This is a genomic window from Paenibacillus sp. Y568, from assembly GCF_059445545.1.
Genome location: NZ_JCAIUM010000005.1, coordinates 39,034 through 62,812 on the forward strand (window position 1 = coordinate 39,034; position 23,779 = coordinate 62,812).

Below are 23,779 nucleotides of genomic sequence, written 5' to 3' on the forward strand. Positions count from 1 at the left end.
TTCCCCTCTCAAACAATCGTTCTACTTACCTGCTAATATATCTATCTTTTTGGCTACTCCAGCATTAATTATATCTTCAAATTCCTTAACATCTAGCTTGTTAAATTCTGTGTAATATTGGTCCCAAATCTTCTCGAAATCAGCAGGAGCTGCAAGAACTAGTTGTGGGAAGTATTTGCGTTGTAAGTCACTTCTCTTCTGTTCGAATACTTGCGCTTTAGATCCCTGTGGAATCGCAATACTCCATGCTGGATACCAAGGACGTTCGTCTGGTGCAGCAAAAAGTTGAGAGAAGGATTCAATATTGTAAGCCTTCAATAACTCTTTATCACCATCGGTATATGTCATTTGTGCAACTTCTGGTTGAGTTCCTGGCCCTACAGAGTTACCGTCCGGAAACGATGATCCCCCACCATACATCGGCCAGCTATAATTGAAATATTTGAAACCAAATGATTCTTGGAATGCTTTCTCATTCGTTTTTACAATTTGTTCTGCCGTTCTATTGAAACGTCCTTCTTCATTAATTTCAAACGTTTCTCCCTCAATTCCCCATTGACTGAGGACTTGGTTCTCATCGGTTAGCAAGTTATTGAAGAATTTAATAATACGAACCGGGTCCTTAGCACTAACTGTGATACCGATACCCCGATTATTTACAAAAGATGGTGGATCAATATATTGATCCTTGATGTTCTCGTCAAATACGATAGGAAGCGCCATATAATCTAGATCGTGGTTACCTGATAGTACTGCAGCTTCTCGTAGAACATTCATCCCATCTTGTGCTTGCCATTTGTAGTCAAAGAATCCAAGAACCTTACCGGAAGCAATCTTCGCGATATATTGATCTTTCGTATCTACGAAGGATGACTTATCAAAAATTCCTTCAGCATTGAGCTTATTCAATTCTTGAAGATAACGTTTCGTGCTATCTACATCGTCTCCATAATCCTTTGCTTGGTGAGTCTCCATATCAATAATAGTGCTACCATCATTCGGATAGCCTGCCAAATGCATTGGTGGATTAGTGAAAGCGAAGAACTGATCTTGTGCAGTCAGTGCCAAGTAACCAGTTAATTTTTCATCTTTATGTTTAGCTACATAATCACGAATTAATTTAAGATATTGATCATATGTCTTAATTTTTGGGTATCCAGCTTCTTTCAACACTCGACGTTGAATCCAAAATGCACCTTGTGTTATGTTTGGCTCTGGCTTAAACTCTCCTACGTTTGCACTGAATGGTAGAAAGTTGATATTACCATCCTCATCCTTCATTAAGTTGAAATAAGGCTCATATACTCGTTTAATGTTCGGACCATACTCCTCGATTAAATCATTGAGAGGAATGAACGCACCTCCATCAACAAGCTTATCAATAGACTCTCCTGGTACAATGACATCTGGAAAGTCATTACTTGCGATGAATGTTCCAATCTTGGTATTCTCATCCCCTACGAGATGCTCAATTTTCCAGTTAACACCCGTCTGCTCCTCATACTTTTTACCAATCGTTGTTTCATTTGTATTAACATCTTTACCTGCAGCAGCATTAAAGTAAGAGAATGTGACTTTATCTACCTTTTCTTCTGTTGCTACTCCAGGTTCATTGGATGAAGTCGTTTTACCGCTGTTCGCTGTATTACCATTGTTGCCTGAGCAACCTGCAAGAATAGATCCCATCATGACTGCTGTAAGACAAATAAGTCCTATCTGCTTCTTTCCCATACTTGTGACAATCCCCCTTCGAACTTTTAATTATTTTGTAAGCACTTTCATTTATATTATAAGGGAGATATCTCCCTAGTTTTACCCACCATTCTAAAGATGGTACTTAGAAAACTATAGATACCACTTTGGTATCTTACTTATGTTCATTCTTCTAATGGTATCCGAAGGATGACCTGCGTCCCTTCACCTGGTTGACTATGAATCCCTAATTCAAAGCGGCTGCCATAATACAGCTTTAGCCGATATATGACATTCTGAATACCGATTCTCTCACCCATTTCCTCCTCATTGGTGATGTAACTGTACAACTGTTCAACTTTATCTGGCTCCATACCTGCTCCACTATCACTTACAAGAATGACTAGATCATTTCGTTCTCTCTTAATATTCACATGAATGACCCCACCTCGTTTGAGAGGTTCAATGCCATGAATACTTGCATTTTCAACAAAAGTGACAATGGACATTTTAGGAATTTTCGATTTCATCTCCGCTTCTTCCGCATCAACCACATAACTAATCTTGTCACCGAAACGATATTTTTGAATTTCCAAGAAACAATGGATGAAACTCAGCTCTTCCTTCAGCGTAATCATGTCTTTATTCCAGACAAGGGAGTCTCTGAAAATTTTGGCCATGTTCTGTATAATATGAGCGGTCTCATTCTCATCTTTCATTAGGCTACGCATCCGGATGGTCTCAAGCGCATTGAATAGGAAATGAGGATTAATCTGACTTTGAAGGGCATTCAATTGAGCATGTCTGCTCTGAATCTCAAGGTCTTTCTTCTGGATATCCGCTACATATACATCATTAATTAAGGTGTTGATCTGCAATGTCATACGATTGAATTCGACGGTCAATTGGCCAATCTCATCTCGTGATTGATCATCTTTAATCATCTCGAAATGTTGATTTTTAACCTTCTTCATTTGTTTTAAGATCCGAATAATACGTACGTTCAACGAACGAGTGACCCATATAATAATTAAAGTAGGCAATAAGATGTTCATACATGTAATGATGATGACGAAATTCCGAGATTGACGTACTTCCTTAAATACTTCCTCCTTTGAAAGGGTAGCGATAATACTCCATCCATTCAGATCATTTGTCGTCTTATATTCTGTGTTGAACTCAATCGTATCCTTAGCCATCGTCAAAGTATCGAAGGGTACAGGACCCTTCTGTGCATCCACATTCACATCCGTTGTATACTCAACCTCTCTTTTATTATTCAGCAAGTAGACGTTACCTTGGAGGTTGAGATTATTAAATATTTGTTTAATAGAAAACATCTTCATATCGATCTTAAGTATTTTGTTGTAATTATTCTGTGAGTAAAAGGAATCCATCCGTCGGACGATGCTAAACGTATGGAGTGACCCACTTTTCTCCGATCGAATGAGTAATGGTTTAGCCACTCGATTCTCCTTAATTCGCTCGTACCATTCTTTTTCTTTAACACTCTCATTGATATCACTAATACCCCCAGAATATAGTAGGGTCGGATTATCCACGTAGATTGTGACCTCTTCCACTGCATTATAAACAGGTGTATTGGCATTGAGTATACGACGAAGATATGAATCATAAGCCCCTATGTATTCAGCAGGATGGGTATAATCCGTATCAACAATCTCGTTCAAAAGGGAATCGGTATATAATACCGTTGAAATCTCCATTGCCCCTTCAACTTCTTGGAAAAACTCATTCTTCACTTGTTCAATCGCGCGGTTAATATCTAGAATCAATTGCTGCTTCACATTACTCGTCGTCACGTAATAAAAAATAGCATTAGTCACTAGAATGGGGACAAAGACGCATAGGAAATACAACCCCAACATTTTGTCCCTTAGTCGGACGTTATTCAGACTAGGCTTCATTTGACCGTCCTCTCGGACTATCCCCCTTGTTTAGACTATGGCGATACTCACTTGGTGTTAGACTTTCAATCTTCTCGAATTTAGTCACGAAATAATCACTGTTACCAAATCCTACGCGCTCTGCAACCTCGTAAATGCGTAGATCGGTCTGGCGTAGCAATTTCTTCGCTTCGTTAATTCGTAAATGTTGCAGGAAATCATTGAAGTACACACCATATGTTTTTTTAAAAAGTTGACCTAGGTATACCGGATTGATATAAAATTGGGACGCAATCATCTTTAAGCTAATATTCTCCTGATAATGCGCTTCGATATAGGATCGAATCTTCTGAATATCACCACTCTGCTGATCTTTACGGAGACTCGCAATATAGCATCCACTCTCCGTAGCAAACCTTGTGAATATGCGTTTCAACTCGCTTAGTGACAAGTTCAGGTCATGCCAATCCAGAAGCATCGCTAGTGTGTTAACTCCTCGTTCTTCACCATTCATCTCATGAATAATCCTCACAACGCCAGTGACACACTGATGAATATTCATTTTCACAGCCTCTGGTGCATAGGCCTTCTCGCAGAAATGACGAAAGATCTCATCAATCGTTAACGTTAGTTCTTCAAACGCTGACTCTTCGATCTGTTCAATTAATTGTGAATACAGTCTCTCATCCAAACTTATATATTGAAGAGCCTGCATGGTATCCCCGTCATAAATCACAATGCTCTTATCATCATGTACATATTTATATTGGAGTGCTTCCTTAGCACATTTATACGATTCTCTTATATCTGCTAACCGCCCTACCTTACACCCTGCATATAGGAAGATTCGGCAATCATATTGGCTCACCAGCATCTCCAAGAGTGATTCTGCAAATCGTTGAATCTGTCCTTGAGAAGACTGGAAAAGAACACTGTCTGGCACGATAAATCCGATACGATTACGATGTTCATGCAGATAAAAGGGTTGGCTGCCCCCCGTCATCTTCTGAAGGGTTTGCTGCAAAATCTCTTTGAACCTAGAGAGGTTAGGTACTGTGCTAGATTCTTTCCAGAGATGAATATCATTCAGCTCAGCAAACATATAATAAAGGCCATCCCTATCGCTTAGCATTAACCGCTCTTCCCACTCGGATATGAATACATTGTCGGGATTGTCTAGAATAAGCTTCTCTATCATGGCTCCACTCAGTAAATTCTCCTGCAAACTACGGTCTTCTCGATCGCGTTCGAGCTTATCTTTTAAAGTAAGAAGCGTCTCTGTTAATTCAATCTCATCAATTGGTTTAAGAATGAAGTCATGTACTCCGTATCGTACGGCTTTCTGAGCGTAACTGAAATCATCATATCCACTGATAATAATAAAGGCTGGGCAAATGTCACTTTCCGTAGAGATGCTCTTAATTAACTCAAGTCCATCGAGTACTGGCATACGAATGTCGGTAATGACTAGGTCTGGTTGAATGTTCTTAATTAATTCCAATGCATCCTCGCCATTATCGGCTTCCTGTACAATCTGATAACCACAAGCCTCCCAGTCGATTAATTTAATCAACCCTTTACGAGTATAAATCTCATCATCTACTAAAATCACCTTATACACAGTTAGCTCTCCCTTCCTTTTCATGGTGCTCTTTACCCTATGAGAAAACCCTTACAATACCCTTTTATTGTTCCTTCACTCACAGATTATGTCAATCTAAATATATTGATATCTATTCTAGCTTTTCAAAGTATTCCCTATAGTTTGTATGGTACCCCGCATCAATTAGCTGTGATAGCATAATCAGATAGAAGATTACAACCTACCATTTACACATGAAAAGAGGGATGCCTCATGCTCGATAATACGTATATTTGTTCCACGATGAAGAGCGGTGATTTTCAAATGGTTCATCAAGGGAGAGTTGCTTCTCTTTGCGTCTCCTTGAATGAGAAATCGGGAATCGTCCGCGCAGCAGAAGACCTATGTCGAGATATAGAACGTGTCACGGGAGACACACCCTTGCTAAAGAATGATCTCTCATCCCTTTCTGGACATGTCATTCTGATCGGTACTATTGGGGAAAGTCCCCTCATTGATCAACTCATGTCAGAAGGGAAGATCGATACAAGTGGCATTACTGGGAAATGGGAATCCTTTGTTATACAGACTGTAGCTAACCCACTGCCCGGCACAGATATAGAACAGGCCCTTATCGTTGCTGGAAGTGACAAACGAGGAACGATCTTCGGAATCTATGACATCTCGGAGAACATCGGTGTCTCTCCTTGGCACTGGTGGGCAGATGTTCCTCCTAATCAACATGCCAACCTCTATGTCACACCAGGTACCTATAAACAAGGAGAGCCATCCGTTAAGTATCGCGGGATCTTTCTAAACGATGAAGGTCCATCACTTATGGCTTGGGCACGCTCTAATTATCAAGAACTGAATCATCACTTTTACGAGAGTATATTCGAGCTTCTTCTCCGTCTTAAGGCAAATTATCTATGGCCTGCCATGTGGGATAACACTTTTCATGAGGATGATCCATTTAACCCTATAGTCGCTGATGATTATGGAATTGTTATTGGAACTTCTCACCATGAGCCCATGCTTCGTCCACACGGAGATTGGAAGAAGCACAAACAAGGTCCTTGGGATTATTCAATCAATGATGAAGTGCTGTATCGTTTCTGGGAGGAAGGTATATCTCGTAGTCGGGAATACGAGACCATTGTCACACTTGGTATGCGTGGAGATGGTGATGAAGCCATGGGGGGACATTTATCGTTCGAGGAGAAGATCGACCTTCTTCAGCATATCGTTGAAGACCAACGGAAGATTATCACGGAAGCAATGGCTACCGATGTTACACACGTCCCACAATTATGGGCGCTGTATAAAGAGGTTCAAGACTATTACGAGCATGGAATGAGAGTACCCGACGATATCACGTTGCTATGGTCGGATGACAATCACGGTAACTTACGCCGAGTACCCACAGAAGAAGAGAGAACCCGCTCTGGGGGAGCCGGAATCTACTATCATCTAGATTACGTTGGTGGCCCCCGCTCATACAAGTGGCTTAACACCGTACCTATTCAGAAAATATGGGAACAAATGCATAAGGCCTATGCCTATGGAGCAGACCGGATCTGGATTCTGAATGTTGGGGATCTGAAACCTATGGAGTTCCCCATGGAGTATTTCCTTCGTATGGCATGGAATATAGATCGTTGCACGAAGGATCACTTTCATGCGTACACACTCCAATGGGTAGTTCGTCAGTTTGGAACTGAACATGCTGAGGAAATAACGGATATGATAGAGCGTTACACCCATTACAATGGACGTCTTAAGCCTGAGTTAATCAATGCCGTCCAAGGCTACAGCCTTACGGATTATAAAGAAGCGGATAGTATCATTGCAGAGTTTCGTGACATTACCATCCGAGCAGAACAGTTATTTAAACAACTCCCTGAACAGCTCAAGGATGCATTCTTTCAATTGGTGTTATACCCTGTGAAGGCATCCGCACAAGTACTTGAGCTGCACATTCGCGCTATGACAAGCCAGCTGTATGCAGAGCAGGGTCGGACGATGGCTAATGTAGAGGCACGCGCAGCTGAACTTCTATTCGTTGCCGATGCCGAGCTCACATTTGACTATAACAAACGGCTATCGTTAGGCAAATGGGATCATATGATGGACCAGACGCATATCGGATATACGTATTGGAATCAACCACCTCATAACATCTTGCCTGAGGTGGGTCATGTTACCGCGCAGGAAGGTTCTGAGATGGGTATTGCTATAGAAGGTTCAACCAACGTATGGCCTGATAAAGCAACCCTATGCCAGCTGCCTGAATTCGACGTGTTCACGCAGGAGAAACGCTATTTCGAGATCTTCAATAAACGTTCATCTCCCTTCGAGTACGCCATCCACGTAGATGTCCCTTGGATTAAAGTATCTTCTTGCGAAGGAACGATTGTTAAGCAGAAGCGGATCTGGGTCGATATCGATTGGGAAGCAGTCCCTATAGGAGAGAACATAACTTCATCCATTGTTGTTATGGGCGCAAATAGCGCTAAAGTCGATATCCAAGTGAGCATCTTCCATCCCTTGCAACCCCAGCGTGAGACACTTGTCGGGCATATCGAGACCAATGGTTATATTTCTATTGAAGCTAAGAACTATACTCGGATGCAACCTGCAAATGGCGTGGAATGGCATACTATTGAGGGTTACGGACGCACCCTGTCCTCCATGGGAATCTTCCCTGTCACCACGCCCTGCTGCAATCCACCGGAGCCAGAGAACTCTCCACGTCTGGAATATCAAGTCTATGTGGTTCAACCTGGGGAAGTAACAGTGACTCTATTCCTTGCGCCATCCAATGACTTCGTTCCTGGGATGGGGCTACGCATAGGTGTCTCCTTCGATGATGAACCTGTCCAGGTATGTGACGCTATTGTGCGGATGCCGGATGGATCATTCCATGAGAGAGAGTGGGAAGAAGGCGTCATTACCAATGTACGTACTGCCATGAGTGTACATCCGAGGCTCGAACGCGGCTATCATACACTAACCGTGTGGATGGTTGATCCTATCACTATTCTACAAAAGATCGTTGTAGATCATGGTGATCTAGCACCTAGTTATCTTGGTCCTCCTGAAAGCTACTATGGCGGGAAGTCCCCTGTATCATCATCCGTATGGTTGGACCATTCATTCGATCCTGTATCCGTGCCCGGTGTTATGACACTAACGGGATCGGTCGATTCTCAACAACGTGTAGAAGTATTCGTTGAACATAGTGGAATATATGAATTGAGGTCTACAGCACTGACTGATGCAGGTACTAATGCTGTGATGTGTATAAAGTGCGATGGAATCGAACTGCCTGGCTCTTTGATTCTTGCGGATCTAGAGAGTGCAGCTAAGAGCGAGAATAAGGATACCTACTCACCTCAAAGGATGGCCTTAGCATCTGGCGAACATATCCTGGAATTCTTCATCATGGAGGGAGCTACCCCCTCTCCTATGGAGATAGAACTAGTAATAATCTCAGAAGATGCTCTTAGCGTACGACCGTCGTTACGTAGGGGCAACCTTCTTCCTGATAAGCCACTTCTCGCACAGATCGGCGTAATTAACAAGGACCCCATGTGCAGTCACCCCTATGTCATGGCTGTTAAGTTGTATGATAACGGTGGTTCACTTCTAGATCAGGCCACACTTACTAATATTGTATCTGTGCGTGGGCAGGAGATGCATCAACTATGTTTGTCTGAGTCAGTCAATAGCACCGTATACTCCATGAAGGTTAGCGTTATGGTTGATGGGCTAACACGGGAATACGTGTCGGATTGGAAACTTTAAGGATTCATAATATAAAAGGTAGGTCAAGAATAGCTTTAACTATTTCTTGGCCTACCTTTTATGCTCATATTATATAGAACTTTTCCATCTTGCTTCAGTAGATCACCTTTTTAACACTTCATGTCTTGTTATTCTTGTTCCGTTAACCGGTTCAAATCAGCAATAAGCATCTCCAATTCTGCGAAGCTATTTACAATTTGATTAACCATTGTACTTTGCTCCTCAATGCCTGCGAGAATTTGCTCTGTGGCTGCGCTCGATTCCTCTGTTACACCTGAAATGGAAGCAACCTCCATAACAATATTGTCAGATGAGCGTCCTAGTTCAGTTGTCTTACCCTCTACTTCTTCCGCTTGAGCAAGCACTTGATTCGCATTCCCGGAAATTTGTTGGAAAATAATCTCTGATTGTTGGGCAGATGCAATACTTTCATCCAACGCCCGTTTCCCTTTGGATACCTGAGCAGTTAATTGCTCCGTACGATCTCTGATACTGCTAAGAATGGTTGTAATCTTAACCGCAGATTGCGAGGAATTCTCCGCAAGCTTGCGTACCTCAGAAGAAACGACAGCAAATCCCCTACCATGCTCACCCGCGCGTGCTGCTTCAATCGCAGCGTTTAACGCCAACAGGTTGGTCTGAGTCGCCATTTCCTGAATCGTCACCAGAATTGTGCTAATTTCCTCATTCTGATGATTTAACATAAGCATATCCTCCACGATTGTTCCAACAATAACATTCGCATGATCAATACGCTGAGTAAGCTCATTTAACTGCTCATTTCCTTGTATAGCTACCAATTGCGTATCTGAAGATACGGCACGCATCTTTTGTGAATTCTCTGCAACCTCTTGAATACCCTCATTTGACTTCTGCATCATCTCGTTAATATCGGACACACTCGTAGCCTGAGATTCAATCCCTCGCGCTACTTCATTAAATCCAAGACTCACTTCATGGGTCATCTTCTGCGTAGTCAACACCTTGTCCTGAAGCTGTGCATAAAACGCACTTAGACTCTGAAGTGCTCCGCGAACTTGTCCCAGTAGTTCTTCGGACTTCTTATGGGCAACCTGTGCATCCTCACTATGCTTCACTACATTAGCTAATACCTTTTCATTAATACGAACTAATGTAATAATTACGGCTCCGATTACTATATATCCGAACAATCCGCTAGAAAGAAATTGACTGGGTAGTAACGGCTCTCCCTTACCAAAGGCCACCTTCTCAATAAACAAAAGTGACGCTGTGATGGCTACCGGACGAAATGTAGGATATAGTGCGGTAAGAGTAACTAGCATGACAGGCAAGGTAGCATCTGCTTCATCGATCACAGACAGCATGGCATAGAACACGACAAAAATCCCAACAATAATATATGGCGTCAACAATGCGAACCGCTTTATTCTCGAAAGTACCGTAATTATTGCACCTAGGATAACCATTGGAATACCCGTATTCTTCAGTACTGTCAAGTCACCATCAAGTGCAGAGTACAGGCCAGGTACCAGAGCAAAAATCCAGAAAAAGATGACAACTGTCTTGCTTCTGTAAAAATACAATTCACTTATTTGTTCTGTTGTCATTTTATTCCCCCTGTGTGTAAAAATTCATAGTGTATATTTTCTATTTCGGCATGTTTAGTCCATATCTTTATATTAAAACGAAATCAGAGGGGCTTTTTAAATAAACCAATGAAATAAAGGCATAGCCTGCCTAGGGTTAACAAAATACCACTCTAATTTAGAGTGGTATTTAATTTATATAAATGCATTCATATTCATTTATTTAGTTAAACCTTTGCTACAATGTCACATTTACTATTTCAGAATTGTTACATAGGAATACAAGAAGTCTCCTTGAAAGGTTACCGCATGATGGATCTATAAAATTGCCTATCACCATTGTTTGAATATGATCAGAAGCTGCCACTGTAATATTCGGGCAAGAAGCGATCAATACTGTTAAACATCGGGGTTCTACTTACGCGACCACGCAAGCACTTTTACCCCATCTTCTTGGTGTAATGAGCCACCCTACGCTTACCAAATTAGGAGACCACAGACAAATCAAGTTTCGTGAAGTTTACATATAAAGATAATGACATGATTTATCTACTAACCATTAGTGGAAGCGACCAATCTACCGTGAAGTTCTTAGATAGCAGCCCGTCTTCACGCAAGTTCATGATGCCGCTGGAACAAAAGTATACAATTATATAGATCCGGACAAGAAGGAGGATAATCTCCTTGTATGGAACCGTCAGGTTACAGGAGGGAGCTTATTCTATTCTTTGACGAACACACCTGTCGATACCACAAAACAAATCACCTTCGCTAAATCCATCATTACCGCACATCCTTCGGATGAGTAAATATGCCCTATAGAATAGACACTTTAAAAGGCTTTATTCTATAATGTGCTTTTCTCTATCATTAGAAAAACATACATCAGAATACATCAGGACTTCTTTGTTTTACTCTTGAAGTGTTCAATTAAGTGGTATAAATCCATCTTCCAAACATTATTTTCTTTTTTCAATCCATATACTGTGGTTGCCGTAAAACTACCTATACTTGCCGTAACGCCCATGGCTATCTCGTTCTCCTTAACCATTCCCTCCTGCGCTTCGATGGAATCATAATATCTATAATCTAAAGCAACCTCTAGCTCCGAACTCATTAAATTTTCATTATATTCTTGTCTAAAGGTATCTGCATCCGGTAACTTCCCATTATCATAAGTGAGTGCATAAATACTTTCTACATCACCCATACTGGCTAAATGAAGGTAGATTAATAGAATCTCTTCTGGAGTGAATCCTTCTAAATGATGAATATTTTTGTCACTCACAAATAGTTCATATGCCTTCAATCTCTCATTCGGCAGTTGATCTATATACACAAATCCCTCCTTTTCCTCTTCTGGAATTGTGGTAGTCTTCACTTGAATGACAGGAGCTACCGTTGGCATTGTAACCGCATCATGTACAATTAAATTATTCTCAGAACACCCCACCAGTACTGAGGAAAAAGAAAGTACCGTCACAAAGGTAATAACAATCGTCTCTTTTATTCTCATACATCCTCCATTCAATAACCTTTTTATATTCCCGTACATTAATTAAGAAGCACACAGTAACTTAAACGTAAGCGAAAGAACTTAGTTACACAGATTGAATAATAACCTTTTGATAAACTCTTTCCATTAAGTCTAGTTCTCTCCCGAGAAATAATCCTTCAACGCTCTCTCCGCTCGATAATCAGATAGATTGAATGACGGCCAATCCTGATCTCTTGTGGACAGGTCCCTCCGTCGTTCTTCCAACTGCGCGTCCATCATAGATTGTTCCTTGAGACTAAACTGAATGAGTGTAGGAATGGCATCCGTAGATAAACTAGTCAAATAGAATTCATCTACAATACCACTTTCTTTATACCGTTCTATGTTCTTCTTAGCAATCATGATATCCATATCCACATAGTTCATGATCACATACGACACTAGACCTAATACGATATATAACTTCGCGAGAGGAATACTTACAAAGTGGATTCTAAGTCCCGCAATGATCAACAATACCCCTAGAAAAATCATAAACGCATGAACGAGAAAACGAATATACGTATAGCCATATGCTTCCTCATACAGAACTAAGCGCATATAGGCCGAATATAGCATGACACAAGAACACACCACCAATATATACAGCATCACATTATTCACCTGCTGTAAGAACCCTCGTTGCTTCACACTAAACATAAGCGTACCCATCACTAGAACCAAATTAATGGCCGTAACGACGATGAGCTCAAGGAATCCACTTCTTGCATATTCTGCGTAAGAGGCCCCCTCTGGTAATGTCCCTTCTCCTGCACCAAACAAGTAAGTGAACTGTACGATGACAAAAAGGACATACACCATATTGATAGCTACTAACACCGTAGCTGTAATGATTGGATCTAACACAATCTTGAATGGTTCTGTTGTACGATGTTCCCCAGTAACTGTTGCCCGATCGATCTTGCAATCCAATGGTTCATGTTGCCCCCACTCGTACTTCTTGGAGTCAATAAAACCCCATAGATATCCAAATAGTAATACACAAACAATACACACCCATATAAACCGAAAGATACCATCACCAATCGATAAGTTACCTAGTAGATCGGGAATTTCCGACAAGATATGGTCGAATACTCCGTCTGCGGAAGACAGCAGGGCAATGACAACCATCAATAATGGCATGGCAATCGCAAGTCCGATAAGAACTTTTCTTACGACTGCTTTGCGACGTTCCTCCATCGTACCAAATGCTGTAGTCTTCACCGTTCGAAATGCGGTTGGAACATGTCGCAAACTTTGAACGATCAGATGATCCAATGCGACTCTTATGATCTGCGGCTTATACCAAGAAGGCCTCTCGTTACTCAACATATATGCCATATGTACAAAGATTAGCAAAGGTATGGTAATAAAATTCAGCCTATGAAAAAAGGGGTTCTGAAATAGGCCATAGGTTAATGAGAGAAGCATAATAGCTCCGAACAGTAACCATCCAAACCATGTTGCTGGCTTCACTTGATCCTTCGCATGATAGAACACATACACATAGAAAAGTCCTATAAAGATAGGATACGACACACCCAGTGCATTCCCATAGAACAAATACTGATGAGCAATAGCTATGATGAACGCGCCAATCAGGGCAACAAGAGGTCTGTCTATTCTCGATGTTTTCTTATTAGCCATAGGTAATCCCTCCATATCTTACTTTCTAAACCCTATTCTAGATGATAAAATAAGAAGATAAAGAGAAATAAATAATATAAAATTTCCTATTTTAGAGGTGGATCGTTTCTATGAAGCTACATAATCAATTTCTACGTCTTTATTCGCATTATGGTACCTCACAGGAAGTCCAGATTACATTGGATGAGTTAGCTCTAGCCTTCAATTGCACGCATCGAAATGCTTCGATAATCATAGGTAACATGGTAGAACACCAATGGATTCGTTGGGAGCCAAAGCGTGGACGTGGGCGCCGCTCAACGCTACAATTCCTGATACAACCAGAGGAGATTGCTGCCCAATCGATGGTGCAAGCGATCAGTCGGCAAGATATTAAACAGGCGATTGATCAGATCAGAGTCCATGCCAGATCATCTAAGATGCAGGATCGACTACAAGAATGGCTACTCACCTACTTTGGTCACCATTCTGAGATTAGAAGTAACAAACAAATTGATACCCTTCGATTGCCGATTCGTGAGCGACTTCACACCCTTGACCCTATATATATGAATTTGTTGGCTGAGACGTTTGTATCCAGTCATGTCTTTGACGGTCTTACTAGAAGAGCGAATAACAGCAATGAGATTCTTCCCAATCTCGCTCACGCTTGGGATATCGACCCAAGTCGTACACTGTGGACCTTCTATCTACGCAAAGAAGTGTTATTCCATAATGGCACGCTACTGACGGCCCAAGATGTTGTGTTTACATTTGAGCGATTAATCGAGACCTCTCAAAGAACGTTGTATAGCTTTATTTTTAAACAAATTAAATCTGTTCGAGCTATTAATCCTACAACGGTAAGTATCGAGCTAAAAGAACCTAACGAGCTATTCCTATCCTTCTTATGTACTAGTCGGGCTGCAATTGTTCCGAGAGCGTTAGATCAACTAGGGGAAGCTAGCTTCGGCACCAAACCGATAGGCACTGGACCGTTCAAAGTTACGGAAATGAATGAGAGTATGTGTGTGTTAGAGGTGTTTACTCATTATTTTCAAGGAAGGGCACACCTAGATCGCGTGGAGATTGTTTCTGTCCCGTGGGAAATACCTGCTGACTCCATCGACAACAAGCCTAACTCTTCACACATGTCTGACATGTTATCTCCCTTTCATATTATTCATAATCCCTCATTAGCTGAGGGTGCATCCTGGAGCCAGATTCATTCCGAGGCTTCTGTTAGAAAATTTGTAACCTGCAACACCAAAAAAACCGGACCCTTAAATGATCCAGTTGTTAGAGCTCATATTTTATCCTGTTTACGTGGGAAAGAAACCTCCTTAAATGATACCGATTCCTCGAGTCACAGAGAGTCCAGCAAGCACCATTGCTCTCTCCAGATTGCGACCATTCCACAATATAGACAGGATGCTGACTTCATAGCTAGAACATTGGCTCCATATGGTTATGAGTGTGTTGTCGTGTCAGCTTCCGTTGAAGAGTTCAAGGGGTCCATTCGCTTAGAATCAGATCTGATTGTCTTCTCCCTATTCCGTGATCAAGATGAGCAACTTCGCTTATTTGATCTCTATGTAACCATGTCTGAACACGTTGAACCCCATACCCGCGTAGATATCGATACGTTACTTCACAGTATAACTCGGGAATCTGATTCTCAAGCACGTTCACAATGGTTTGATCAGATTGAAGCACGTCTTATTCAGGAACATCAATTACACATCCTTTATGAAAAACCTGTTCAGACCGCCTATCTCCCATCTGTTCGGGGTGTGTCTTTTAATAGTCAGGGCTGGGTTGATCTGAGGCATATATGGTTTCCACCTGTCTCCCAGTAAATAATGTAAAAGAGTCACCTCTTAAAACAGAGGCCACTGAAAAACTACGTTTTTAATTTGTTGAAGACATGTTTTAAATCAAAAAGGTGATATTCCGTTCATACTCGAACGCAATATTGCCTTTCTTTTTATTTTATTCACTTTGATTCTCTTATGAGTGTAATGATTCGCTTGAGATTAACAGAAAATATTGCCATGGCACCTTGCATTTACATGCCAATTAGACCCGAGGAGGAGGCCACATCATACCGTGTCTGCGTTTGGGTTCACTATTTTTGCCTCAATTTTATAACGCTCCTTCGATACATTATAAAATGTGTGCTTCTGACTCCACTTCCCTGCTACTGAAATGCCTTTCTTTGAATCCAGTTATAACGGTAAGATTAAAGAAAGAACATCCTTGTATGTGACCTGTGACCCGAAAGATGAACACTTAGAAAGATTGATTACATCTTTTTGGGTATTTTGCATTTATAATGAAAATTGTGATAAAAGCGAGGTGCACGTTTTGGTCATATTTACGACCTAGGATAATTAATATGAAGATCTGTCGCCTCGTAAAGAAATACAATTTAAAGCGAGTGTGCGCATAATGTTACACAGCACATTAATCATACATTTGAACCACCAATTTGGCACGGGGAAGCCTGATAATGTCTTTCTTACCGCCGTGTCATATCATTATTTGATTCAACAAAACCAAACATAAGGAGGAAGTTAATTTTGGTCTTCAGTTCAGTCATATTTATATTATTCTTTTTACCACTTGTTCTTACACTCTATTTCTCTGTTCCGTTCAATTGGAAAAATACTATTCTATTGATTTTCAGTTTAGTCTTCTATGCCTGGGGTGAACCGAGGTATGTAATTCTAATGATATTATCCATTATCATGAACTATGGTTATGGGATTTGGATCGATAAGAAGGAAAATAACGAAAAAAAGAGGGTCTTGCTATTAACGTCGGCAATCGTTGTTAATATCACCCTTCTGGGCTTCTTTAAATATGCTAATTTCTTTATTGATGTAATGAATGCTGCACTACAAACGAATCTTCATTTGGAGCCTATACCATTACCCATAGGAATTTCCTTTTACACGTTCCACGCGCTCAGTTATTTAATTGATGTCTATAGAAAAAAAGAAAAAGCGCAACGAAATCTCTTTAGCTTGGCGCTTTACATTACATTCTTCCCGCAGTTAGTAGCAGGTCCCATTATTCGATACAATGCTGTCGCCGAACAACTCAGTAAACGCATATTTTCTTCTATCCAATTTGCTGAGGGCATCAAACGTTTTATTCTAGGTTTATCAAAAAAAATGCTATTAGCCAACCCCCTCGGCTCCGTTGCAGACACTGTGTTCGCTACTTCTATAACGGATCTTTCAACCGGAAGCGCTTGGATTGGAATTATCGCATATACGCTACAAATCTATTATGATTTCTCAGGTTACAGTGATATGGCGATCGGTTTAGCTAAAATGTTTGGCTTCGAATTTGCAGAGAATTTTAATTATCCCTATATTTCAAAGAGCATTTCTGAATTCTGGAGACGTTGGCATATCTCCCTTGGTAGCTGGTTCCGAGATTATGTATATATACCGCTTGGCGGAAGCAGAGTTACACCATGGAAGATCTATCGCAATTTATTTATTGTGTGGGCATTAACGGGATTCTGGCACGGAGCCAGTTGGACATTCATTGCATGGGGTTTATACTACGGGGTCCTTATCGCTTTAGAAAAAGCTGGACTTGAAAAGACCCTTTCCAAGATGTATCCGTTAAACCATGTTGTTGTGTTGCTGCTTGTCATGATTGGCTGGGTGTTCTTCCGCGCTGACAACTTTACTTACGCTACTGATTTCATTTCTACCATGTTCTACTCGAGTGGGAGCCAAATATTCGATTCCCTTGCACTCTCGTTGTTATCTTTGAATTGGTTCCAATTTACCATTGCTATCCTTGTTGCCATGCCAGTATTTCCGAAGCTTCAAAAGCTGCAGCTCAGTAAATCGATAACAAATGTAAAAACTGCTATTGCATTACTGTTCTACTTCTTCCTATTCGCCGAAGTTATCTTGTATCTTATTAATTCAACCTATAACCCTTTCTTGTATTTTAGATTCTAATCTTTCAAAAGGAGTAACGAAGTGAATAAACCTATTTCAATCATTTATATAGTCGTCTTTTCAGCCATTATATTCATGTTCGCAATTACTAGCATCATTCTGCCGGATAAGGAAATCTCTACTACTGAAAATAGAACTTTAAGCAAGTTTCCAACTATCAGCGCCAGTGCCGTTGTATCACGTAGTTTCTTCGAAGATATGAATCAGTATTTAAATGATCAACTCGTGTTTCGTGACCAAATGGTTCGGATTTATCATAATCAGCAAAACTCTAAGATATTTAACTCTATGCTGTTCGAAAATATGTTTTACGCTAAAGAACCACTGAAACCCGAAGACGGAACGGAAGTAAAAGATTCACGTATTGTGTCCAAAATTGTGATAACAAATAATAAATGGATGCTGCCGGTTACCAACAAAGTCGTTCATACAAATAGAATCGACGCGTCGACCGCCACATTAAACGAAACGGTTAAATTTGCCGAAGATCAACAAACAGAAACGTTTTTCGTATTTAATCCATCGAGAACGAAGGCATTGATGCATTTGTATCCGGAATATTTGGCAACCGACGCTTATGCCGAATCGAAAACATATTTCTTATCTAAGCTCGATAAAGATATGAAAGTCGTTAATATCGGAAATAAGTTCGATACCTTTACCAAAGCGGAGCTGGAAGACCTTTACTTAGAAACCGACCATCATTGGAATATCAAAGGCGCCTTTACAGCTTATCAGGAAATGATTAATCAAATATCAACAAAGTCGACCAAATTCAAAGGCGAGCCTATGTCATTAAGTGAGATCAATGTGTCTAATTTAACAACGGGTGTCTTCCAAGGTAGTTATAACATTCAAATCAATTATGCTGTAAATCCAAAAAAAGCAGATAGAACAATTATTTACGAACCAAAAATACCATTCACATTCGAAAAATTCGAAGTTATTGACAAGGATGGATCACAAATGATCAAAAAATTCAACGATTTCTATGGTTACAAAAAAGGGCGAAGCACTTATACTTATGGCACCATATATGGCGGCGATAGACGGAAAATCACCTATGAAAATATAAAAGCGAATAATACATTAAACGTCCTATTGCTTAAAGATTCCTTCATGAATCCCATTACACCGTATTTAGCTCAAAACTTTAACAAACTAACCGTTTACGATAATCGTTATTATTCGGAATTTAGCTTGAAAGAGATTTTAACGAGCGAGCATTATGATGTCCTAATCATCGCATTCCACGACGACAATCTTTTCAGTGGTAACTATGATTTTGAAAAAATAACGGAAAATTAAGTCTGTACTAATAAGCCACCATAGGCAAGCGGACAATGTTCTTACCTTAGATCAGGAATCGGATCAAGTTCTTGTCTTCCAACATTAGTGTCATACACCTTATAGCTATATCAATATACATACATAGTTTATAAGTTTGTCTGCCAATCACTTACTACAATTCTTGTTCTTGGACACATACCTTTTGTAGCTGCAAGAACGATAGCCCTTTATAAGACTTCATAAGCTTAATCTAATACTAATCCAATAAATGAAACAGCGGCGAACTAGGATGTAATGTCTTAGACCTGCCGCTGCTTTTTATTATGACCTACCGGTAGCAATAGGTAAGCCTTTGATGCGATCTCCAGCTTTTCCCCTGCTCCACACGGAGCGTGCTAGTGCAAACGGAAATTTAACTTGTCCAACATAGCAATGCCGTCTTAAACGTACTCCATCGTTTCTTAATTTACCATTTTTTGCAATCTATTAACTCATAGTATGGAAGTTGCACAAATTGCTAGAGGATTGGCTATGTATCTTATGCTTGATACCACATTTGTTGTTGAAGCGTGTTATCTCGCACATGATTTGGGGAATCCACCTATAGGCCATTATAACTTGTCCATGATATTGTTATCTATTCTAAGAAGTTGCATTTTACCTTGTAGTCTCCGAAAGGATGCTGACTATAGCACTCGTGCATAATCGCGGGAATAGTCCCCTCTTCCTCTCTCATCATCCCCCATAAGGGCTTAAATCTCACATTTAGGTCTCTATTAGGGGTTATGAAATATTTTAAAGAGTACAACAACGGAGCGAATAGGCTTTGAGGGGAATGCCCAAACACTTAGAATTTTAATGAAATTAGAGAAGATGATTATAAAAACTCACTGTTCTCCACCAACCCTCGCTTAAGATAACTTATCATTCTTTCAGCCTCTTCCCTGTTATCCTCTGAGTTGTATATCACGATGTCACACTGAGAAAGCGCGCTAATTTCCTCTTCAAAACTTGCAAGTCGATGTCTAATGTCCTTCTCGTCAGCATTTCTGGACAACAAGCGTAATTTACATTGCTCTTTATCAGCAGTAACCCCTATAGCTAGAACCTTATTGAGGAATCGCTCTTTAAGCAATTTTACACCTTTAGCATCCATAACAATTGAATATCTTTGCGTTCCATTCATGATTTGGTTAATGGATAACATGGACGTCCCATAATAATTCCCTTGGTACTCCGTCATTTCCAACATGTTTCCTTTTTCAAACATTTCGCACATCATTTCCTTAGTTACAAAATGATAGTCTACGCCTTCCTTTTCTCCTTCTCTAGGCTTGCGTGATGTCCATGTGACTACTTTAGGTAAGTCTAGTAGTGCTTGCAGTGTACTTTTCCCTGAGGCACTTGGTCCTTGAAATACAACGAGCATGATCGACATGTTAACCTCCACAATATATAAAGAATCATTAGTGCTATTTTAACCTTTAAATAAGTAAAGACACCATCTATTTAAAAGAAATACAATCGATCATTTCTCTCAGCATTAAATAATTATAATTAAACTTTCCGCTCGTATCATGAGATAAGTCCTAGGTTTCGCCTTCTTTTTGGCCTAATATTCAGTTAGAATTAAATTATCAAATATTAGGAGGACTGAAATGACACTACCTTACACGGATCATGTTACCATTGTTGAGTATGAACCAAAGTATGCAGCCTCCGTAGCTGATATGTGGAATCGTAGCCGGGAAAGCTGGGGAGGAGATGATTCTGTCCGCACAGAACAACTCATCATCGCCGAGCATGAACATAGTTCCCACCTTCATGTTTTTCTAGCCTTAGCAGGCAATGTGGTCATTGGTTATTGTAGCTTCTCCCACTATAAAGACGATGAGGGTGCTCTGTATATTCCATTATTAAACGTTCGACCCGATTACCATGGGCGTAAGGTGGGGAAAACGCTCGTTCTTCGCGCACTACAGGAGACGATGCATTTAGGTTGGAATAGACTCGATCTTCATACGTGGCCCGGCAATACAAAGGCGGTTCCGACATATAAGAAATGCGGCTTCTTCTGGGAGAAGCGCGATGACATGACGCATCTTATGAATTTCATCCCTTCCGTTCTGCAAACAGAGGCTGTTCGTGCTTATTTTGAAGACATTGACTGGTACACTGCTAGTACTCGTGTTCTGTCCGTTGAACCCGATGGACGTAAAGAGAATGGCTTCGATTACTTCACATATGAGTGGAATAAGGATGGACGATATTTAAGAATGGAGTATGAACGTTCAGGTCGTGGTCTTCGACTCATAGAGACGGATGATTACCTCATTAGCGCGACTGTAGTCGATCATAAACTCCCTTTTGGCAAAGACTACGAAATTGGTTATGACATCATTAGTAAAAATAACGCTCCTCTAACCGTTGAAGTCCATGGCATAAGCAACAAACAGATTCAATACAATCTTCATGAATCCCGAACCGTTATCGACAAAGATGTGATTAAAGGCCTCTTTCATGTCCATCCTATTGAAGAGGAACAGAGTCCTTGGCACACCCATCCGCATGTCGAAGCAGAACTGAGTATTAACGGTCTTAAAGCTGTGTTTAAGATCGGTATTGCTCCTACGTATCCAGTCACATTTACGCTAGAATCTACACAACATGAATTTTACGTTGGACAAGAAGCGGAGCTATTCCTAACTGTCGCGAATGGATTTAACGAAGAGACGACCTTTTCATTCGAGCTACCTTCGCTACCCATGATCACCTTCGGACAACGTAATATCGAGATAAGTATCCCGGCCAGAGGCCGCAGAACCGTACCCATTACGGCTCAACTGCATGAATATGGCGTCCTACATTGTTCTATTGAGCTACTAGCTATCATTGGCAACGAGAGAATCGTTGTTCACAGAGAGTTAAGTGCGCTCTTTCAAGGGCATACGGCTATGTTCGGGGGTGAAACAGATAAAGAATGGATCATTTGCAATGACGGTTACTCCGTACGTTTAAACAAATTAACCAATCGGACTTCTGTTGCTCAGGGAAACAACGTTATAAATACAACACTCTTGTTCCCTAAACTCGGTCTACCCTTTTCGAATGCATTCGTTAAGAATCGCCCCACCCTTGTGGAGCAATATTCCCAACAAAAACTCATGGTCATGGAGGCACACTATGTCATACCTCGGTATGAGGATGTGCTTCTTATAGGGGTTACGAAATTATATGGGAACGGCATCATCGAGCATTATTACCGTGTGCAAAATATATCGGATGTGGCTAGAATAGAGGATTTGGTGCTGCAGGAGGGCATAATACACGATCTACAGAATAGTATCATGCCCTACGATGGAGATTACATGGATTTACGTCAAGGCGTAGATGCTTCCAATCTTGATTACTGGGATACTAGCTTATTGATGGAGAATTGGTTATTTAAATATAGTGAGCTCTCAACCGTAGGTATCCATTGGCCCTCAAGCCGTAAATTGCGGAAAGAAGGATGGTATTTCTGCCTTGAGCATCCGCTAGATAAACTTCGGGCTGGGCAAGTAATCGAAACTGAACCTTTACAAATAATAGTGGGAACTTTCGCAGATTGGCGAGATTTCCGTGCTTTTGCTATGCAGAATCACAATAGTAAGGACTTGCAAACTTCTGAGCATCTCACTTGCTCTCTTAACGATGGTAATCCATTTGTAAACCATGAATTTCAAGTGACGCTTAAGGAGCATTCCACGGTTGTTCTAGATGGTGAAGTCGCCGTTACATCCGATGGGAATAGTATCCACCCGGCTAGTATCACTATCACAAGTGAGCAACAATTATCCCTTGTGTCGATCCCACTCACGATTCAGGGTAAGAATAAATTAGATATAGCCGATATAAGATTCGATTCTCAACCCTTTGAGGTTCAGCAAAGAAAGATAATATTCCCTATATCGCTTACAGATATCCAACTAGAGACTTCTATCCAACACGGCCTAGAGGTATTCACAGCAGACAATGGGACCCTTCGAATTCAAGCTAGTTCAGCATTTGCGCCTTCTCTATTCTCGATCACTCATCAAGGACGAGAATGGTTAGATTCCTCCTTCCCACAAGTTGGACCGAAGTCTTGGTGGAATCCATGGTTAGGTGGCATAGCAAGTAACCTAAGTGGGATCTCCTTTCTGAGTCTGATGGAAGAGCCACGTACCGTTTCCTTTGCTCAGTTAATTGATAATAAAGGAAACCAATGGTCGGGTATTCGGATGAGTATATCCATTACCCATAATGAGAAATACAAAGGACTCATTATCCATCAATATTTCATGTTATTGCCTGGCGTTCCCGTTGTGTGCCAAGTCATCATGTTCGAACAGCTAACCGGTGTGTATCTACCTCCTTTGCGTGTGATTACTTCAAGCTTCTATAGAGCTGGCGATGAGTTGAATAATAGCCGAGTACATCTGAACGACAAGCAGGGTGAACCGCTTGTATATAAAGCGGGTAGAGTCCAATATGGTATCAAGACGACCGGCATCATACGTTATGGATCCTCAGAACATACAGAACAACTGACGTTGGTCACACATCCTGAATTACCTTACTGTGAGGCGCTTGTAAATACACATGCCATGGCCTCAACCGTTATTGAAGAGCTACTAGTTAAAAGCGAAGAAATTGAATTTACTAAACCGCAGTTCTACGTTATAGGCAATCATACGGTCAGTGACTCGATTTACAACGATTTATTCACCATTCATTTCACAATGCAATCATGAGAG

Annotated in this window: 13 protein-coding genes and 1 pseudogene; 6 read left to right on the forward strand and 8 right to left on the reverse strand. The window is 40.8% G+C overall.

Features of this window, described 5'->3' with window-relative positions; genetic code table 11:
* Nucleotides 1-21: 21 nt before the first annotated feature.
* The 3 genes from AC1D7X_RS08795 to AC1D7X_RS08805 all read right to left on the reverse strand — a co-directional run bounded on the left by AC1D7X_RS08795 (nucleotide 22) and on the right by AC1D7X_RS08805 (nucleotide 5,244).
* Nucleotides 22-1,731: an ABC transporter substrate-binding protein gene (locus AC1D7X_RS08795; protein ID WP_495456424.1), complete on the reverse strand. Its 1,710-nt coding sequence runs from the start codon at nucleotides 1,729-1,731 to the stop codon at nucleotides 22-24.
* 146 nt (nucleotides 1,732-1,877) lie between these two features.
* The gene (locus tag AC1D7X_RS08800) at nucleotides 1,878-3,620 is read right to left on the reverse strand and encodes a sensor histidine kinase (protein ID WP_495475039.1); all 1,743 of its coding nucleotides are present in this window, start codon (nucleotides 3,618-3,620) and stop codon (nucleotides 1,878-1,880) included.
* Complete coding sequence (locus AC1D7X_RS08805) at nucleotides 3,610-5,244, reverse strand: response regulator transcription factor (RefSeq protein ID WP_495475040.1); 1,635 nt, start codon at nucleotides 5,242-5,244, stop codon at nucleotides 3,610-3,612. The genes AC1D7X_RS08800 and AC1D7X_RS08805 overlap by 11 nt, the downstream gene beginning before the upstream one ends.
* A 210-nt stretch (nucleotides 5,245-5,454) precedes the next feature.
* On the opposite strand from AC1D7X_RS08805, the gene AC1D7X_RS08810 reads away from it, so the two are divergent.
* Nucleotides 5,455-8,988, forward strand: a complete 3,534-nt coding sequence (locus AC1D7X_RS08810) for a glycosyl hydrolase 115 family protein (RefSeq protein WP_495475041.1) — start codon at nucleotides 5,455-5,457, stop codon at nucleotides 8,986-8,988.
* 128 nt (nucleotides 8,989-9,116) lie between these two features.
* Here the strand turns inward: AC1D7X_RS08810 and AC1D7X_RS08815 are convergent, their stop codons facing one another.
* The 3 genes from AC1D7X_RS08815 to AC1D7X_RS08825 all read right to left on the reverse strand — a co-directional run bounded on the left by AC1D7X_RS08815 (nucleotide 9,117) and on the right by AC1D7X_RS08825 (nucleotide 13,743).
* Nucleotides 9,117-10,577, reverse strand: coding sequence for a methyl-accepting chemotaxis protein (locus AC1D7X_RS08815; protein WP_495456428.1), 1,461 nt, complete (start codon nucleotides 10,575-10,577; stop codon nucleotides 9,117-9,119).
* Nucleotides 10,578-11,451: 874 nt separating this feature from the next.
* A complete protein-coding gene (locus AC1D7X_RS08820) occupies nucleotides 11,452-12,072 on the reverse strand; it encodes a hypothetical protein (protein WP_495456429.1) in 621 nt (206 codons plus the stop codon).
* Nucleotides 12,073-12,204: 132 nt separating this feature from the next.
* Nucleotides 12,205-13,743 carry a DUF4153 domain-containing protein gene (locus AC1D7X_RS08825; RefSeq protein ID WP_495475042.1) on the reverse strand — a complete coding sequence of 513 codons (1,539 nt, stop codon included), beginning with the start codon at nucleotides 13,741-13,743 and terminating at the stop codon, nucleotides 12,205-12,207.
* Nucleotides 13,744-13,853: 110 nt separating this feature from the next.
* Here AC1D7X_RS08825 and AC1D7X_RS08830 point away from each other — a divergent pair, with 110 nt between their 5' ends.
* Complete coding sequence (locus tag AC1D7X_RS08830; RefSeq protein WP_495456431.1) at nucleotides 13,854-15,581, forward strand: ABC transporter substrate-binding protein; 1,728 nt, start codon at nucleotides 13,854-13,856, stop codon at nucleotides 15,579-15,581.
* Nucleotides 15,582-15,718: 137 nt separating this feature from the next.
* Here the strand turns inward: AC1D7X_RS08830 and AC1D7X_RS08835 are convergent.
* A pseudogene (locus AC1D7X_RS08835) lies at nucleotides 15,719-15,896 on the reverse strand (IS5/IS1182 family transposase); the annotation flags it as partial.
* Nucleotides 15,897-16,304: 408 nt separating this feature from the next.
* Between AC1D7X_RS08835 and AC1D7X_RS08840 the strand changes: the two are divergent.
* The 3 genes from AC1D7X_RS08840 (at nucleotide 16,305) to AC1D7X_RS08850 (ending at nucleotide 19,706) form a co-directional block, all read left to right on the forward strand.
* On the forward strand, nucleotides 16,305-17,711 hold the full coding sequence (locus AC1D7X_RS08840; RefSeq protein ID WP_495456432.1) for an MBOAT family O-acyltransferase: 1,407 nt from the start codon (nucleotides 16,305-16,307) through the stop codon (nucleotides 17,709-17,711).
* Nucleotides 17,712-17,732: 21 nt separating this feature from the next.
* Complete coding sequence (locus tag AC1D7X_RS08845) at nucleotides 17,733-19,019, forward strand: DHHW family protein (RefSeq protein WP_495456433.1); 1,287 nt, start codon at nucleotides 17,733-17,735, stop codon at nucleotides 19,017-19,019.
* A gap of 480 nt (nucleotides 19,020-19,499) precedes the next feature.
* Nucleotides 19,500-19,706: a hypothetical protein gene (locus AC1D7X_RS08850; protein WP_495456434.1), complete on the forward strand. Its 207-nt coding sequence runs from the start codon at nucleotides 19,500-19,502 to the stop codon at nucleotides 19,704-19,706.
* A gap of 172 nt (nucleotides 19,707-19,878) precedes the next feature.
* Here AC1D7X_RS08850 and AC1D7X_RS08855 read toward each other — a convergent pair whose 3' ends face one another.
* Nucleotides 19,879-20,439 carry a guanylate kinase gene (locus AC1D7X_RS08855; RefSeq protein WP_495456435.1) on the reverse strand — a complete coding sequence of 187 codons (561 nt, stop codon included), beginning with the start codon at nucleotides 20,437-20,439 and terminating at the stop codon, nucleotides 19,879-19,881.
* A 220-nt stretch (nucleotides 20,440-20,659) separates the two neighbouring features.
* Between AC1D7X_RS08855 and AC1D7X_RS08860 the strand changes: the two genes are divergently transcribed.
* Nucleotides 20,660-23,776, forward strand: coding sequence for a GNAT family N-acetyltransferase (locus tag AC1D7X_RS08860; protein ID WP_495475043.1), 3,117 nt, complete (start codon nucleotides 20,660-20,662; stop codon nucleotides 23,774-23,776).
* Nucleotides 23,777-23,779: the final 3 nt, after the last annotated feature.